This window comes from Sphingobium sp. TKS, from assembly GCF_001563265.1.
In the GTDB taxonomy this organism is placed as follows: Bacteria; Pseudomonadota; Alphaproteobacteria; order Sphingomonadales; family Sphingomonadaceae; genus Sphingobium.
Genome location: NZ_CP005083.1, coordinates 15,366 through 31,468 on the forward strand (window position 1 = coordinate 15,366; position 16,103 = coordinate 31,468).

Annotated in this window: 15 protein-coding genes; 11 read left to right on the top strand and 4 right to left on the bottom strand. The window is 63.9% G+C overall.

Going from position 1 to position 16,103, the window contains the following annotated elements:
- Window positions 1-11: 11 nt before the first annotated feature.
- The gene (locus K426_RS00105; RefSeq protein WP_066552760.1) at window positions 12-566 is read left to right on the top strand and encodes a thiamine phosphate synthase; all 555 of its coding nucleotides are present in this window, start codon (window positions 12-14) and stop codon (window positions 564-566) included.
- 188 nt (window positions 567-754) lie between these two features.
- On the opposite strand, the gene K426_RS00110 is transcribed toward K426_RS00105, so the two are convergent.
- Complete coding sequence (locus K426_RS00110; RefSeq protein WP_066552762.1) at window positions 755-1,486, bottom strand: hypothetical protein; 732 nt, start codon at window positions 1,484-1,486, stop codon at window positions 755-757.
- 230 nt (window positions 1,487-1,716) lie between these two features.
- On the opposite strand from K426_RS00110, the gene K426_RS00115 reads away from it, so the two are divergent.
- The 6 genes from K426_RS00115 (at window position 1,717) to K426_RS00140 (ending at window position 9,082) form a co-directional block, all read left to right on the top strand.
- A complete protein-coding gene (locus K426_RS00115; protein ID WP_066561195.1) occupies window positions 1,717-2,166 on the top strand; it encodes a DUF3576 domain-containing protein in 450 nt (149 codons plus the stop codon).
- A gap of 80 nt (window positions 2,167-2,246) precedes the next feature.
- Entirely contained in the window at window positions 2,247-4,763 is a 2,517-nt protein-coding gene (leuS, locus tag K426_RS00120; protein WP_066552765.1) for a leucine--tRNA ligase, read from the top strand.
- A 123-nt stretch (window positions 4,764-4,886) separates the two neighbouring features.
- Window positions 4,887-5,393, top strand: a complete 507-nt coding sequence (lptE, locus tag K426_RS00125) for an LPS assembly lipoprotein LptE (RefSeq protein WP_066552767.1) — start codon at window positions 4,887-4,889, stop codon at window positions 5,391-5,393.
- A complete protein-coding gene (holA, locus tag K426_RS00130) occupies window positions 5,390-6,415 on the top strand; it encodes a DNA polymerase III subunit delta (protein WP_066552769.1) in 1,026 nt (341 codons plus the stop codon). Before lptE ends, holA begins: the two co-directional genes overlap by 4 nt.
- Before the next feature lie 76 nt (window positions 6,416-6,491).
- Window positions 6,492-6,896 carry a peptide-methionine (R)-S-oxide reductase MsrB gene (msrB, locus tag K426_RS00135; RefSeq protein WP_066561197.1) on the top strand — a complete coding sequence of 135 codons (405 nt, stop codon included), beginning with the start codon at window positions 6,492-6,494 and terminating at the stop codon, window positions 6,894-6,896.
- Between the two features lie 110 nt (window positions 6,897-7,006).
- Complete coding sequence (locus tag K426_RS00140; RefSeq protein ID WP_066552771.1) at window positions 7,007-9,082, top strand: transglycosylase domain-containing protein; 2,076 nt, start codon at window positions 7,007-7,009, stop codon at window positions 9,080-9,082.
- Between the two features lie 46 nt (window positions 9,083-9,128).
- Here K426_RS00140 and K426_RS00145 read toward each other — a convergent pair whose 3' ends face one another.
- Window positions 9,129-10,085, bottom strand: a complete 957-nt coding sequence (locus K426_RS00145; RefSeq protein ID WP_066552774.1) for a retroviral-like aspartic protease family protein — start codon at window positions 10,083-10,085, stop codon at window positions 9,129-9,131.
- A gap of 260 nt (window positions 10,086-10,345) precedes the next feature.
- Between K426_RS00145 and rho the strand changes: the two genes are divergently transcribed.
- Window positions 10,346-11,602 carry a transcription termination factor Rho gene (rho, locus tag K426_RS00150; RefSeq protein ID WP_066552776.1) on the top strand — a complete coding sequence of 419 codons (1,257 nt, stop codon included), beginning with the start codon at window positions 10,346-10,348 and terminating at the stop codon, window positions 11,600-11,602.
- A gap of 157 nt (window positions 11,603-11,759) precedes the next feature.
- Window positions 11,760-12,479 (top strand): YjbE family putative metal transport protein, encoded by a 720-nt coding sequence (locus tag K426_RS00155; protein WP_066552778.1) that lies wholly within the window; start codon window positions 11,760-11,762, stop codon window positions 12,477-12,479.
- Window positions 12,480-12,702: 223 nt separating this feature from the next.
- Here the strand turns inward: K426_RS00155 and K426_RS00160 are convergent, their stop codons facing one another.
- Entirely contained in the window at window positions 12,703-13,653 is a 951-nt protein-coding gene (locus K426_RS00160; protein ID WP_066552782.1) for a quinone oxidoreductase family protein, read from the bottom strand.
- A 34-nt stretch (window positions 13,654-13,687) separates the two neighbouring features.
- The gene (locus K426_RS00165; RefSeq protein WP_066552788.1) at window positions 13,688-14,386 is read right to left on the bottom strand and encodes a dienelactone hydrolase family protein; all 699 of its coding nucleotides are present in this window, start codon (window positions 14,384-14,386) and stop codon (window positions 13,688-13,690) included.
- A 148-nt stretch (window positions 14,387-14,534) separates the two neighbouring features.
- Here K426_RS00165 and K426_RS00170 point away from each other — a divergent pair, with 148 nt between their 5' ends.
- Both K426_RS00170 and mnmE read left to right on the top strand, forming a co-directional pair.
- Window positions 14,535-14,789 carry a DUF6489 family protein gene (locus K426_RS00170; protein WP_066552790.1) on the top strand — a complete coding sequence of 85 codons (255 nt, stop codon included), beginning with the start codon at window positions 14,535-14,537 and terminating at the stop codon, window positions 14,787-14,789.
- A 27-nt stretch (window positions 14,790-14,816) separates the two neighbouring features.
- On the top strand, window positions 14,817-16,100 hold the full coding sequence (gene mnmE, locus K426_RS00175) for a tRNA uridine-5-carboxymethylaminomethyl(34) synthesis GTPase MnmE (RefSeq protein WP_066552791.1): 1,284 nt from the start codon (window positions 14,817-14,819) through the stop codon (window positions 16,098-16,100).
- The last annotated feature ends 3 nt before the right edge of the window (window positions 16,101-16,103 follow it).

The following is a 16,103-nucleotide window of genomic DNA, read 5'->3' on the forward strand; positions in this document are numbered from 1 at the left end:
AGGCTAGGGTCATGCAGCGCCGCCACCGCAAAAAACTGCCGACGATCTGGCTGATGACCGACGAACGGGTTGGGGAGGCGGCCTTGCTGGCCGCTGTCGCGCGACTGCCGATGGGGGAAGCGGGCGTCATATTTCGGCACTATCGCACGCCCAAGGCGGAGCGCCGGACCTTGTTCGACCGGGTGGCGCGGATTGCGCGATCGCGGCGGCTAGTGCTGATGCTGGGCGGAACGGCGCGCCAGGCGCGGGGCTGGGGTGCCGATGGCTGGCATGGGCGCGATCGGCTGGGCGGGGGAAGGGCGCTGCTTCATAGCATGCCGGCGCATGACGAGCCGGAAATGGTTGCGGCGTTGCGTGCTAGGGCCGATTTGGTCTTTCTCTCTACGCTTTTCCCGACGCGCTCGCATGTCGGTGCGCGGGCATTGGGGCGGGTGCGATTCGCGGCTCTGGCGCGGTTGGGCAATGGTCCGGTAATCGCCTTGGGTGGGGTGCGCGCGGCGCATTGGCCTATGCTGAGGGGAATCGGTGCGGCCGGCTGGGCGGCGATCGACGGCCTGTCGGTTTAGGGGTGATGATGACGGCTTTGGGTGGAGAGTGGACGGTCTGCGTCGCGCTGCTTTCCTTGAAGCGCATCGTGCTCCTGCCTTCGCAGGAACACATATCCGCTCAATGGCTTGCATTGGTCAAAAACAGGCAATATCTGACCCAGGCAAACCACCTAGCCAATATGCAGTCGCCCTTTAAAGGCCGCGTTTTAGAATTTGAAGATCGTGCCCAGATAGACGGCCTGCGCATCCTGGCGGTCGTCGGTCATCGGCGTCAGGCGGCCGGCGAAGCTGTTATTATAGCGCACGCCTGCCGTAACGTTCAGATTGCGCGTCAGCGAATAGGAACTCGCCAGATCGAGCGAATAATCCTTTTCCGCGCTGGGATTGCGGATCGTCGCGACCGGCTCGCGGCGGCTTTCGATCAGCACCTTCGTGCTGAAGCGATCCTTGCGACCCTGATCCAGCGAGAAATTCCTGGCGCCCGCGATCGGTTCGACCGAAACCGGGTCCAGTTCCTTGCGGCCCACCGCTTCGGGCAGGGCGAACTTGCGCCAATTATGCGCGCTGTTCAGGCTGAACGCGACGGGCGCGATATTCACCGGATCGAGCGTCCGGCTGACGGCGACCCGGTCATTCAGGTCGGCGGCGCGCACCATGACCGTGACCGAACGCTGGCCGCTCAGCGAACCGCTGGTGGGCGTGAAACGGAAATTCTGGCGACTCGCGGACGCGGCGATCTTCGCATAGGCTGCGGCCAGGCGGCTATCCTTGGTCGTCGGGGTGAAGGAGGAAATGCTGCCCAGCGCGCCCAACGATACCGGCGTCTCGGCACGCATGCGGACGAGATCGGTCGCCGCGCCGATGGCAGGAGACAGCATGAAGCCGGCCACGGCGATTGCCGAGCCTGCCAATGCGATATGTCCCCTTTTCAGGCGCATGTTACGAATCTCTTCCCCACCGACTACTTTTCTGCCTTCTCTCATATACGCAAGGCTCTGGAATTGGTAGAGCGCTACCGGTTTTTTGTCCGAGCTGTTGCACGGAACACACAGGACTCCTGCCGGCCGCGCGATGGGCTGTTGCCATGCGGTGCCCCGGTCCCCCTTGCCCATTGGCGCGGCTTCTCTATAGAAGCGGGGCGTTTTTCTTGTTTGATGGGACAGTAATGATGGTCCGCCGCCTTTCTTCGCGCCTTTCCGCCGGTCTGCTGCTGGCCGCACTTCTGCCGCTCGCCGCCTGCGGAGGCGGGGCCAAGGACCGCCCCAAGGCCGACCTTGCCGCGTCGAAGGTGACGACCATCGGCGTCAACGCCTATCTGTGGCGGGCGACGCTGGACACGTTGTCCTTCATGCCGATGGTGCAGACGGATTCCAACGGGGGCGTCATCGTCACCGACTGGTACGCCAATCCGAACAGCCCCAATGAGCGGATGAAGCTGACCGTCTCGATCCTTGATCAGGATCTGCGCGCCGATGCGCTGCGCGTCGCCGCCAGCCGTCAGATCAGCCAGAATGGGCAGTGGGTCGACGCCCCGGTGCAGGCCGCGACCGTTCAGAAGTTGGAAGAGATCATCCTGACCAAGGCCCGCGACCTGCGTCGCATGGCGATCGCAGGCTAAAGCCCTTTATCCGTCTATTATTTCAACAACGGGGCTGGGCTTGCAAAAGCTCGGCCCGAACGCATTTTGAGGACTAACCCATGCAAAGGCGCTTCAACCCGCTTGAGGCCGATGCCCGCTGGCAGGCCGTCTGGGATGAGAAGCAGACGTTCAAGGCGTCGGACAGCAGCGACAAGCCGCGCAGCTACGTGCTGGAGATGTTCCCCTATCCCTCCGGGCGCATCCATATCGGCCATGTGCGCAATTATTCGATGGGCGACGTGCTGGCGCGCTTCCGCCGGATGACCGGGCATGAGGTGTTGCACCCGATGGGCTGGGACGCCTTCGGCATGCCCGCCGAAAATGCCGCGATGGAAAAGAAGGTGCATCCGGGTAGCTGGACGCGCGAGAACATCGCGACGATGCGGGCGCAGCTCAAGAAGCTCGGTTTCGCGCTCGACTGGAGCCGCGAGCTCGCTACCTGCGAGCCGGATTATTACGGCCATGAACAGGCGCTGTTCCTCGACATGCTGCAAGCGGGCCTGGTCTATCGCAAGGAATCGGCGGTCAACTGGGATCCGGTCGACATGACCGTGCTGGCGAACGAGCAGGTGATCGACGGCAAGGGCTGGCGCTCCGGCGCGCTGGTCGAGAAGCGCAAGCTCTCCCAATGGTTCCTCAAGATCACCCAGTTCGCGGACGATCTGCTGAGCGGGCTCAAGACGCTCGACCAGTGGCCCGAAAAGGTGCGGTTGATGCAGGAAAACTGGATCGGCAAGTCGGTCGGCCTGCAATTCCGCTTCAAGCTGGACGCGCCGGTGGGCGAGATCAGCGATCTGGAGGTCTTCTCCACTCGTCCCGACACGATTTTCGGGGCCAGCTTCGCGGCGATCGCGGCGGATCATCCGATCGCGCTGGCGCTGGCCGAAAAGGATGGGGCGCTCGCGGCCTTTGCCGAGGAATGCCGCCAGACCGGCACCGCCGCAGCCGAGATCGAGACGCAGGAAAAGAAGGGCTATGATACCGGCCTGTCGGTGATCCATCCCTTCACGGACCGCAAGCTGCCGCTGTTCGTGGCGAATTTCGTGCTGATGGATTATGGCACCGGTGCCGTCATGGCGGTTCCGGGCCATGATCAGCGCGACCTCGACTTCGCGCGCAAATATATGCTGCCGGTCGAGCGCGTCGTCGCCGCGCAGGGCGATGAGCAAAAGGGGATCGGGGACGAGGCCTATGTCGGCCCCGGCAAGCTGGTGAATTCCGACTTCCTCGACGGCCTCAGCGTCGATGATGCCAAGGGCGAGGTGATCCGCCGCGCCGAACAGGGCGGCTGGGGCACCGGCACCACCGTGTTCCGCCTGCGCGACTGGGGCGTTTCGCGCCAGCGCTATTGGGGCACGCCGATCCCGGTCATCCATTGCGAGGATTGCGGGGTCGTGGGCGTGCCCAAGGATCAGCTTCCCTTGGTGCTGCCGGAGGATGTCAGCTTCGACATTCCCGGCAATCCGCTGGACCGGCATCCGAGCTGGAAGCATGTCGATTGCCCGAAATGCGGCAAGGCGGCGCGGCGCGAAACCGACACGCTGGACACTTTCGCGGATTCGAGCTGGTATTTCATCCGTTTCGCCAGCCAGCCCAAGGACAAGCCTTTCGACCGCGAGACGGTCGAGAAATGGCTGCCCGTCGGCCAATATATCGGCGGCGTGGAACATGCGATCCTGCACCTGCTTTATGCGCGCTTCTGGACCCGCGCACTCCAGCATATGGGGCAGATCGGCTTTGCCGAGCCGTTCACTGGCCTCTTCACCCAGGGCATGGTGACGCACGAAACCTATAAATCGCCCGAAGGCGCCTGGCTCGCCCCGCAGGATGTGGAACGGCAGGGCGACAAGGTGGTGATGCTCGACGGTGGCGCGCCGGTCACGATCGGCCGCGTCGAGAAAATGTCCAAGTCCAAGAAGAATGTCGTCGATCCCGATGACATCATCGCCCAATATGGCGCGGACGCGGTGCGCTGGTTCATGCTGTCCGACAGCCCGCCGGAGCGCGACCTGCCCTGGACCGAGGCGGGGATCGAAGGCTCGTGGCGCTTCGTCAATCGCCTGTGGAGGCTGTTCGGGGAAGCCGACAAGGCCGCAGAGGGCCAGGACAAGGCTCTCGACCGCAAGCTGCACCAGACCATCGACGGCGTGGCCAAGGACATCGAAGCTTTGTCTTTCAACAAGGCGGTGGCGAAGATCTACGAACTCACCAATGCGGTCGAAAAGGCCAAGCCTTCCGCCAGCCGCAGCGCGGCGATCCGGGCGCTGGCGCTGCTGGTCGCGCCGATGATCCCGCATCTGGCCGAAGAGGCTTGGGCGGACATGGGCGAACAGGGTCTGATTGCGGAAGCCGCCTGGCCGCCGGTCGATCCGGCGCTGCTGGTCGAGGATGAAGTCACCATCGCCTGCCAGGTCATGGGCAAGCTGCGCGACACCATCACCGTTCCCAAGGGCACGCCGAAGGATGAGCTGGAAAAGCTGGCTCTCGCCGCGCCCAATGTGGTGCGGACGCTGGATGGTGCCACGCCGAAGAAGGTGATCGTGGTGCCGGACCGTCTGGTGAATCTGGTGGTTTGAAAACGCCGTTCGGGCTGAGCCCTTCGTCTGCCTGCCAAGGCAGGCGCTCAGGATAAACTTGCCTTCGGCAAGTCGAAGCCTTGCCCTTCGACAAGCTCAGGGCGAACGGATATAGGATTGCTCATGAAGCCCTTATTGTCGCTGCTCCTCCTCGCTTCCCTCTCCGCCTGCGGCCTCCGCCCCGTCTATAGCGGGGGCAGCCAAGGCGTAGTCGCGCAGGCGCTGGGGCGTGTCGAGGTGCAGCCGATCGAGGGCAAGGGCGGCTGGCTGGTGCGCAATGCGCTGAACGACCGGCTGGCGGCGATGAGCGGCACTGGCCCCGGCTACAAGCTGGTGGTGAAGCTGGACGACAATATCAGCGGCTTCGGTCTGCGATCCGACGCTGCCGTCACCCGCGAGCGGCGGACCCTGCGCGCCCGCTATCAGCTTATCGACGACGCCACCGGCGCACAGATATTGGACGACACCGCCGGGTCGGATGTCGGCATCGACGTGGTTTCCAGCGAATATGCGACCATCGCGGCGGAAGACACGGCGCTCGAACGCCTGTCGCAGACCATTGCCGACCAGATCGTCGCCCGGCTCGCCCGCTTTGCGACGCGGGATGGTTCGCAGGACAAGCCGCGTTGAAGGCCAATCGCGGCCAGATCGAAAAGGCGCTCGACGCGCCGCCTGCCGACTGCCGCTTCTTCCTGCTCTACGGCCCCGATGAAGCGGGCAGCGCTACGCTCGCCAAGCGGCTGGAGCGCGCCATGGGGCCGGAGGCGGAGCGGATCGACCTCGACGGATCCACGCTGCGCGACGATCCGGCGCGGCTGGCGGATGAGGCGGCGTCCTTCTCCATGTTCGGGGACAAGCGCTGGATTCGCATCAACGGCATGGGGGAGGAATCGCTCCCCGCGCTGACCGCGCTGCTGGAGGCGGAGGTGGCGGGCAATCCCGTCATCGCCATCGCCGGCGCGCTCAAACCCGCCTCCAAGCTGCTCAAGCTCGCCCTCGACCATAAGCAGACGATGGCCTTCGTCTCCTACCAGCCCGACGCGCGCGAGGCGGAGCAGATCGCCATCGGCATTGCGCGGGAGGGGGGGCTGCGCCTTTCCTCTGATCTGGGCCGCCGCATTGCCGACCTCACCAATGGCGACCGCACGCTGATGGCGGGGGAGGTGGAGAAGCTGATCCTCTATCTCGACGCCGCGCCCGATCGCCCGCGCGAGGCGACCGAGGAAGCGCTGGATGCCCTTTCCGCCGACAATCCCGATAGCGACGCCGCACCTTTGGTCAATGCCGTGCTGGGCGGCGACCTGCGCGGCATGCACCGGGAATTGGGGCGCCTGGCCGAGGCCGGGACGGCGATGGCGGCGGTGCTGCGTCCGCTGCTCACCCGCGCCATGCTGCTCGCCAATATCCGCGCCGATTTCGATGATAGCGGAAGGCTGGAGGGCGCGGTCGAGATGGCGGGCAAGGCGGTTTTCTGGAAGGAAAAGGGTGTCGTCACCCGCCAGGTCCGCATCTGGGACGCGCCCGGCATCGCCCGCGTCATCCAGCGCCTGGCCCAGGCCGAGCGCGCCAGCCGGTCGGGCAGGGGTCTGGGCGACCTGATGGTCCGCCACGAACTGCTCGCCATCGCCCGGCAGGCGGCGCGGGAACGATAGGCTCTACATTGCTCCAATGGCCAGCGCGCATCCTAAGCGCTTGATCGTACGTCCCGCCATCGCCATATTGCTGCGCATGGACAAGCTCAACCTGACCGACGCCGAATGGCGCGAGCGCCTTTCCCCCGAACAATATCATATCCTGCGGGAGGGTGGCACGGAGCGGGCGTTCACCGGCAAATATAACAGCAACAAGACCGATGGCCGTTATTTCTGCGCGGGCTGCGGCACGGAGCTGTTCGACGCGGAAGAAAAATATGACAGCGGATCGGGATGGCCCAGCTTCACCGCGCCGGTCGATATCGACGCGGTCGATGAAATTCGCGACACGAGCCATGGCATGATCCGCACCGAAGTCCGCTGTTCGAATTGCGGCGGGCATCTGGGCCATGTTTTCCCCGACGGGCCGGGGGTCAACGGCCTGCGCTATTGCATGAACAGCGCGTCGCTCGATTTCAAGCCGCGCGACGAAGCCGAATGATGGTTCATCGCCTGTAAATCGTCCCTACTCTTGAGAATTCCCGATTTTTGTGCGGCCTGCATGGGTTTTCCACTGGCCGCTGCATTACATAGCGCATATCCGGGCGAACCATGGCACGATCAGGCAAGAGCAGCGAACCGCGGGGCAGAGTGAAGAAATGGCTGATGCGGGGTCTGAAGATCGGCCTCGTCGGCACGTTCAGCGCGCTCGTCGCGATCGTCGTCGCGGTGGTCATCGCCTATCAGTCGCTGCCCGATTATGAATCGCTCAAATCCTCGCCCAATGGGCAGATGATCCGCGTCCATGCGGCGGACGGCAGCGTCATCGTCTCGCTGGGGCCAAGTTTCGGCCGCTGGCTGAGCTATGACCAGATCCCGGCCGTCATGGTCGACGCGATGGTCTCGACCGAGGACAAGCGCTTTTATCTGCACCCCGGCGTCGACCCCATCGGCATGGCCCGCGCGGCCTGGGTGGCGATGGAGCGGCGCGGCAGCGGTCGCCGTTGGCAGGGCGCCTCCACCATCACCCAGCAGGTGACGCGCAACATCTTCCTCAACAACAGCTATAGCTGGGGCCGCAAGGTCCGCGAAATGGTGCTGGCGCTGGCGCTGGAGCGCAAATTCTCCAAGCGGCAGATTCTCGAACTCTATTTGAACAAGGTCTATTTCGGCGGCGGCGCCTATGGCATCGACGCTGCGAGCCGGAAATTCTTCGGCCATCCCGCGACCGGCCTGAACCTCCCCGAGGCCGCGATCGTCGCGGGGTTGGTCAAGGCGCCTTCCAGCTATTCCCCGACCGCCGATGCCGATGCCGCCATCGGCCGCGCGGGCGTGGTGCTGGAACTCATGCAGGAAAATGGCAAGATCAGCGCTGCCGAGCGTGCCAATGCCCATCTTCAGGATGTGAAGATGGCGCCTGAGCCGCCGCAGAACAGCGTGCGCTACTTCACCGACTGGGCGCTGCCGCAGCTCGATACGCTGATCGATGAGCCCAATGAGCCGCTGGAGGTCTATACCACCATCGACCTTGGCATGCAGAAGGCGGCGACCGCGGCGATCCAGGCCAATGTGCCCAATGGGACGCAGGGCGCGCTGGTGTCGCTCGACCGCGACGGCGCGGTGCGGGCGATGGTCGGCGGGCTGGATTATGTGAGTTCCAATTACAACCGCGCCACCACCGCGACGCGTCAGCCGGGCTCTTCCTGGAAGATCTTCGTCTATATGGCGGCGCTGGAGGCGGGCTATACCCCCGATACCGGCGTCACGGACAGCGCGGTCGACATCAACGGATGGAAGCCGCGCAACAGCAATGGCCGCTTCTCCGGCGACATCGACATCCGCACCGCCTTTGCCTATTCGGTCAATACCGTGGCGGCGAAGCTGGGGGTGGAGGTCGGCTTCCCGACGGTCGCGGACATGGCGCGGCGTTTCGGCATCACCACGCCGATCAACACCCATCCCTCGATGGTGCTGGGCACATCCGACGTGCGGCTGATCGACATGACCCGCGCCTTCGCCTCGATCGCGCGCAAGGGCGTGGCGGTGACGCCCTATGGCATCACCAAGGTGACGACCGCCGAAGGCCGGGTTCTCTATGAGCATCAGGACGACACCAGTCGCGTGCTGGTTGCGCCCTGGGTTGCGGCAGGCATGACCGACCTCATGCAGACCGCCGTCAGCACCGGCACCGGCAGGGCGGCGCAGATCGACCGCCCGGTCGCGGGCAAGACCGGCACCACCAGCAGCAACAAGGACGGCTGGTTTCTGGGTTTCTCCAGCGGCATCACCACCGGCGTCTGGATGGGGCGTGACGACGCCCGCGCCGTGGGCGTGTTGCAGGGTGGCCGGGCGCCGGCCCATGCCTTTGCCGACTATATGAAGGTCGCCGTCGCCAAACGCCCGGTCGAGCAGTTCGAGACGCAGGTGACTCTGCCCGAATGGCAGCTCGAACCCGATGACGAAGCCTATTACGGCCAGCCCGACAACGGAACGGACGGGGGCATGATGGTCGATGAAAATGGCTTGCCCATCGAGCGGGGCCAGCAGGCGTCGGAGGAGCGGCAGCAGCCGGACGACAGCGAACAGGCGGCGCCCAATCCCGTCGACCGGCCGCAGCCGCCACGCCTCGACCAGCAGTGGATCGACAATGTGCTGGGTCGGAACCGGCAGCAGCAGGCGCCGCGATAGAATTGTGACTTGGCGTATTCCTGCCCGAGCAGGAGCACGCCAAGAATCAACCCGCCGCCCTCCGCGTCGCCGCAAAGCGCGTCCGATCAAGCAACCCGGTATCGGGCAGCAGGAAATCCACTTTCCCCCGCCCGAAATCAATCGCCACCCGGTCGAAAACCTTGAGCGCGTCGATGCCGAGCAGCAGCGCCGGTTTATCCTGAAGGTCCAGTTCCGCGAAGGGCTGGGCGTCGGCAAACATGACTGGCGTGTCCTTCAGCGTCACCTGACCCATCCGCACCCGGTCGATCAGCCCCAACTGACCGACCAGCGTATCGCCCGTCACGCTGGTCAACGTCACGAGGTTCAGCGCCGGAGCCTTCTTCTTGCGCACCAGCTTGCTCATCAGCGCCATATTGCCCACGCTGATCGACGTGCCGGTGTCGAGGATGATGCTGACCTTCATTCCGTTCACGTCGGAATCGAGCAGGATCAATTGGCCCTTGCGCCGCCGCGCTTCGACGATGATGACGTTGGGATCGCGCCAGCTCTGCTTGCTGTTGCTGATCTCCATCCGCCCGGTGCGGAAATTGAGCAGCAGCCGCTTGGCATGCAATCCATCCAGTCCCAACAGCCCCGGCGCGCCGATATTCTCGCCCTCCAGCACCGGCGCCTCGATATCGTCCACCACCGTCTTGCCGAAGCCCAGGCGCGGCACAGCCACGGTATTCACCTCCGCCCGGCCCGTCATGCTGATCACCGTCACCCGCTCGCGCATCGGCAGCGCGAGCCGTTCGGCCAGATCACGCGAAATGACCGTCCGCTGCGATCCGGTGTCGATTACGAAGTTCCACGGCCCCTTGCCGTCGATCTGGATGGGAATGGTGATGCGGGTGTCGGGACCGGGAACCGTGCGGACGACTGCGGGCGGTTCGTCGGGGACGAGTGCCGGGCGATCCTGCGCGGCGAACGAAGGGCTGGCGATCGCGATGGCGATGCCCAGAGCGGCGCGCAGGCGTCCCATCTCCTCGATCCTCCTTATTATATTCTCGTATAGCATGAGCGGCCCCGTTCCGCCCATCCCATTTCATTCGCGGCAGGACGCATATCGGCAATTTTCTGTCGGTCCGAATGGCTCTGCCACCTTGACTTGGGCTAGGACAGATCGCTAAACGCCAAACATTCTATCCCGCCCGTCCGGCGCGGGTTCTCCCGAGTCATTGCCGGGTCAGCCTTCCCCCATCTTTCCTTTTCTCGTCTCTCATTCCATCGGACTTCACGCGAATGCATCTCAAGGATCTCAAGAAAAAAGCGCCCGCCGAACTCGTGACCATGGCGGAGGAACTGGGCGTCGAAGGCGCATCGACCCTGCGCAAACAGGATCTGATGTTCGCGATCCTCAAGGTCGAGGCTGAAAATGGCGAGCAGATCATGGGCGAGGGCACGATCGAGGTGCTGCCCGACGGCTTCGGCTTCCTGCGCAGCCCGGAAGCGAACTTCCTCGCCGGTCCGGATGACATCTACGTCTCGCCCAACCAGGTCCGCAAATTCGGCCTGCGCACCGGCGACACGGTGGAAGGCGAAATCCGCGCGCCCAAGGATGGCGAACGCTATTTCGCCCTGACCAAGCTGATCTCGGTCAATTTCGACGATCCCGAAGTCGTCCGCCATCGCGTCAATTTCGACAATCTGACGCCGCTCTACCCGACGCAGAAGCTGACGCTCGACGCGGTCGACCCGACGGTCAAGGACAAGTCGGCCCGCGTCATCGACATCGTCTCGCCGCAGGGCAAGGGCCAACGCGCGCTGATCGTCGCGCCGCCGCGCACCGGCAAGACGGTTCTGCTTCAGAATATCGCCAAGTCGATCACCGACAATCACCCCGAAGTCTTCCTGATCGTCCTGCTGATCGACGAGCGTCCGGAAGAAGTCACCGACATGCAGCGCAGCGTGAAGGGCGAGGTCGTCTCCTCGACCTTCGACGAACCGGCGCAGCGCCACGTCCAGGTCGCTGAAATGGTGATCGAAAAGGCCAAGCGCCTCGTGGAACATAAGAAGGACGTGGTGATCCTGCTCGACTCGATCACGCGTCTGGGCCGCGCCTACAACACCGTGGTGCCTTCGTCGGGCAAGGTGCTGACCGGCGGTGTCGACGCCAATGCGCTCCAGCGGCCGAAGCGCTTCTTTGGCGCCGCGCGTAATATCGAGGAGGGCGGTTCGCTCTCGATCATCGCGACTGCGCTGATCGACACGGGCAGCCGCATGGACGAAGTCATCTTCGAAGAGTTCAAGGGCACCGGCAACTCGGAAATCGTGCTGGACCGCAAGGTGGCGGACAAGCGCATCTTCCCGGCGCTGGACGTCGGCAAGTCGGGCACCCGTAAGGAAGAGCTGCTGGTCGACAAGGCCAAGCTGTCGAAGATGTGGGTGCTGCGCCGTATCCTGATGCAGATGGGCACGGTCGATGCGATGGAATTCCTGCTCGACAAGATGAAGGATTCCAAGACCAACGAGGATTTCTTCGATTCGATGAACCAGTAACCGGCCGGGCGGTTTGCGGTTCGGCAGGTCCGGAGGCGCAAACATATTGCCTGGCCAAGCGTTGCGATTTTTCGGGCCGTCAGACTCCGGTCTGGCGGCCGCTATTTTTTAAGGCCAATATTTCAGGGCCAGTAATTTCAGGGGACATCAGGCCGCCATGCTCGACCTTTTCGCCACAGCCGCCGCGGCCGCCCAAGGGATGGGTTCGCCCGCCGATATCTGGGCGCATATCGTCAATGATTTCAGCAATATCGGATCACCCGCCGCCTTGGCCGCCTTCGGCCAGGTGCTGATGATCGACGTGCTGCTGGCCGGGGACAATGCCATTGTCGTCGGCGCGCTGGCGGCGGGCCTGCCCGCGGAACAGCGCAAGAAGGTGATCCTGATCGGCATCATCGCCGCGCTGGTGCTGCGCATCGGTTTTGCGCTGGTGGTGACGCAGTTGATGCAGATCGTCGGCCTGATCCTGGCGGGCGGACTGCTGCTGCTCTGGGTCGCCTTCAAGATGTGGCGCGAACTGCATCCCAAGCGGGGGGGGGACACGCTGGACCCGAGCGACGACGACATATCCGGCCTGCGCCCAGCCAAGAGCTTTGCAGGCGCGGCCTGGGCGGTTGCGGTCGCGGACGTCTCCATGAGCCTGGACAATGTGCTGGCGGTGGCCGGTGCGGCGCGGGACCATCCTGGAATCCTGATCATCGGGCTTGTTCTTTCCGTGGCCCTGATGGGCATCGCCGCGAACATCATCGCCAAATATATCGAGCGCTTCCGCTGGATCGCCTATCTGGGCCTGGCCGTCATCATCTATGTCGCGATCAAGATGATCTATGACGGCATCGTCGATCATCAGGTCGGCATATTGACGCTCTTTATCTGAATCGTGTGGCGGACGGATCAGCCGTCCGCCGCGCCTTTGAGACCGAGGGTTGCCATGGCTGCTTGCTCCCAGCCACCAGCGCGGCAGAATGCGCCGCTTGGCTATGCGGGGCAGGCTCCAGACGTCCTATCCTTTGGCCGACCGGAATGGGTTGCGGCGGCCATAGGCCTAGATTTCCACTGCCGACCGCCGATACAAGCCCTGCGCGCTTCCACACGCCCCATCAGGGGATCAATAATGTGCTACCCGTGGTTTTCCGTGCTTCCAGCGCCCGATGCGCTTCAGCGGCGTCGGCCAGGGCGAAGCTTTGGCCGACGACGGCCTTTACCACGCCTCGCGCCATGCGGTCGAACAGTCTTTCGGCGGTCGATGCCAACTCTTCGGGCGTAGCAATATAGTCGTATAGGGTGGGACGGGTGACATAAAGCGATCCGCCCCGGCTGAGGTCGAGCAGGTTGACCGGCGGCACCGGACCCGAGGCATTGCCATAGCTGACCATCAGCCCGCGCCGTTTGAGCGAAGCCAGCGACGCGCTCCAGCTATCCTTGCCGACTCCATCATAGACAACGTCCACGCCACGGCCCGCCGTGATTTCCCGCACGGCTGCGGCAAGACTGTCGAAGGCGCCATGCAGGCTATGCTCGGCGTTTACCCGCGCCGCCTTCTCCGCCGATCCGCAATGGGCGATCACGATTACGCCCTTGTCGCGCAGCCAGGGCACCAGCACGGAGCCGACACCCCCAGCCGCCGCATGGACAAGCGCGAACTGACCGGCTTGCAAGGTGACGATGTCCTCCGCCAGATAGCAGGCGGTCATGCCCTTCAGCATCATGGCCGCGGCATCCTGCGTACTGATGGCGTCGGGAATCTTCACGGCCTGTTCCGCCCGCAGGAGGCGATGGGTGGCATAGGCTCCAAACCCCGTTGCGCAGCCCACCTTGTCGCCCACGGCAAAGCCGGTCACGCCGGGGCCGATAGCAGCGACGTGGCCCGCGCTCTCCGCCCCGAGCGGGGTCGGCAGCGGCGCTGGATAGAGGCCGGTACGATAATAAGTGTCGATGAAGTTGAGGCCGACGGCATCCTGCGCGATCAGAAGCTCGCCTTCCCCCGGCAGGCCGGGATCGAAATCCTCCCGCGCAATCACTTCGGGCCCGCCATGGCTGCGGGCCACCATCCGCCATGCCTGTGTCAATGCCGTCGCCTTCCTGTCAGAGATGAGCCGCGAAGAAATCGGCGGTGCGGCTGTCCGCGAGCTGTGCAGCCGCTTCATCGCGGCGGGCGCCCATTTCCGCGGCAAAGCCATGATCGAGTCCCACATAATCTTTCAGGGTCACATGGCGGTTGTCCTTCAACCCCTCATGCATTTTCTGCTGCGCTTCGGGCGGGACGAAACCGTCCGCGGTCGGAATATGCAGCAGCACCGGCTTGCCGATCGCATGCTGCTCGTTCAGCAGGCCGTCGATGCCGACGCCATAATAGGCGACGAAAGCATCGCCATCGGTGCGGCAGGCCGACATGAACACCAGCCGCCCGCCCAGGCAATAGCCGACCAGCCCCACCTTACCGTCTTGCCCCAGTTCGGCGCGGGCAGCCTTGATCGTGGCTTCGATATCGCGAATGCCCTGATCCTGATTGAATTTCTGCATATGGCCGATAGCTGCCTGAAAATCCTCGGCTATGTCGGCGTCCAGTTCGACATGCGGCTTTTCCCGCCAGAACAGGTCGGGCGCCAGAGCGAGATAGCCCGCCGCCGCCCAGCTATCGCATTTGCGGCGGATACCCTCATTCACCCCAAAGATTTCCTGGATCACCACAATGGCGGCCTTTGGCGTCCCTTCCGGCCGGGCAACATAGACATCGAATTGGGCGTCGCCCTCCAGCGTGGAGATGGATGTGAATGCTGCCATGGGATATCCTTTCCTTGCTTGTAGACTTCTATAATGGCGCTTGCCGGGCTCAGCGCAACCGTCCTTGCCGTCAAAAAATTTGCCTTGCCTGCCCATGTTGCGGCATGAGGCTTTATTAATGGGAGCCCGCAGCAAAAGGTAGCGAGATATGAAGGTAAGCGTGGACGTCGACTGCACTCCTGCGGAGGCTCGGGCTTTCCTTGGCCTGCCGGATGTCACCCCCATTCACGATAAATATGTGAAGACGATGCTCGACAGTTTCGATGGCGTTGCCAATGTCGAGCAGATGGAAACGCTGTTCAAAAGCTTTTCGCCGCTCGGAGACGCGGGCATGCGGCTGTTCAAGCAGATGATGGATATCGGCCTGGCGGGGATGCCGAGCAAGAATGGCGACAAGAGCTAGGGCTGACCCTTTTACGAAGACGCCGCCGTGACGGATACTATCTTCGCGCTGTCGAGCGGCGCGCCCCCGGCTGGCATCGGCGTGATCCGCATCAGCGGGCCGTTGGCTGGACCGGCTCTTGCGGCTTTGGCGGGGAGCTTGCCGCCGCCGCGCCGGGCGCGGCTTTCGTCCTTGACCGATCCGCGCGACGGCACTTTGCTCGACCGGGCGCTGATCCTGTGGTTTCCCGGTCCTGATACGGCGACCGGCGAAGACCTGGCAGAATTGCATTGCCATGGCGCGCGCGCGGTGATTGCCGCGCTGGAGGATGCGCTTGGTACGCAGCCCGGATTGCGCCGGGCGGAAGCGGGGGAGTTTACCCGCCGCGCTTTCGACAATGGCCGCATGGACCTCAACGCGGTGGAGGGTCTGTCCGATCTTCTCGCCGCCGAAACGCAGCAGCAGCGTCGCGCCGCGCTGTTGATGGCGGAGGGGCATTTCTCCCGCCGGGTGGAGGGGTGGCGCCGGACACTGCTTGATCTTTCCGCCATGACCGAGGCGGCCCTGGATTTTTCCGATGAGGATGATGTGCCCGATGAGGGGATTGAAGTCCGGATCGGGCAGGGCATCCGGACCTTGGCGCAGGACATCGAAACGGTGCTCGCCGCCCCCTCGGCCGAACGGCTGCGAGATGGGGTGCGCGTGGTTTTGGCGGGTCCGCCCAATGCGGGCAAGTCCACGTTGCTCAACTACCTCGTCGGGCGGGAAGCGGCCATTGTGTCGGATATTGCGGGGACGACTCGAGACCGGATCGAGGTGCCCGCCGCGCTGGGTGGGGTCGCTTTCCTGTTCACCGATACAGCGGGCCTGCGTGCCGAGACGGGCGATGTGATCGAGGCGATCGGCATGGAGCGGGCGCGAAGTGCGCTTGATGCGGCAGATATCATTCTTTGGCTCGGTCTGGCGGGAGAGGCGCCCCGTGGCGATGCCGTCCTGATCGCTGCGCAATGCGATCGGGGCGGAGAGGGGGAGCGACCTGGTCTTCAGCTCTCTGCGGTGACGGGGGAAGGGATGGCTGATTTGGTCGCGATCCTGCTCGACCGGGCGGCTGGCCTGCTGCCGGGGGAGGGGGACTACGCCCTGCACAAGCGGCAGCGGGATGCGGCGACCCTTTTGCGCTCCCATTTGATCTTGGCGGATGCGAGCCATGATTTGTTGATCGTAGCAGAGGAATTGCGGCAGTCGCGTAATGCCATCGATCAACTGACGGGGCGGGCGAGTACCGAAGATATGCTCGACCATCTGTTCGCCGGATTCTGTATCGGCAAATAGCAT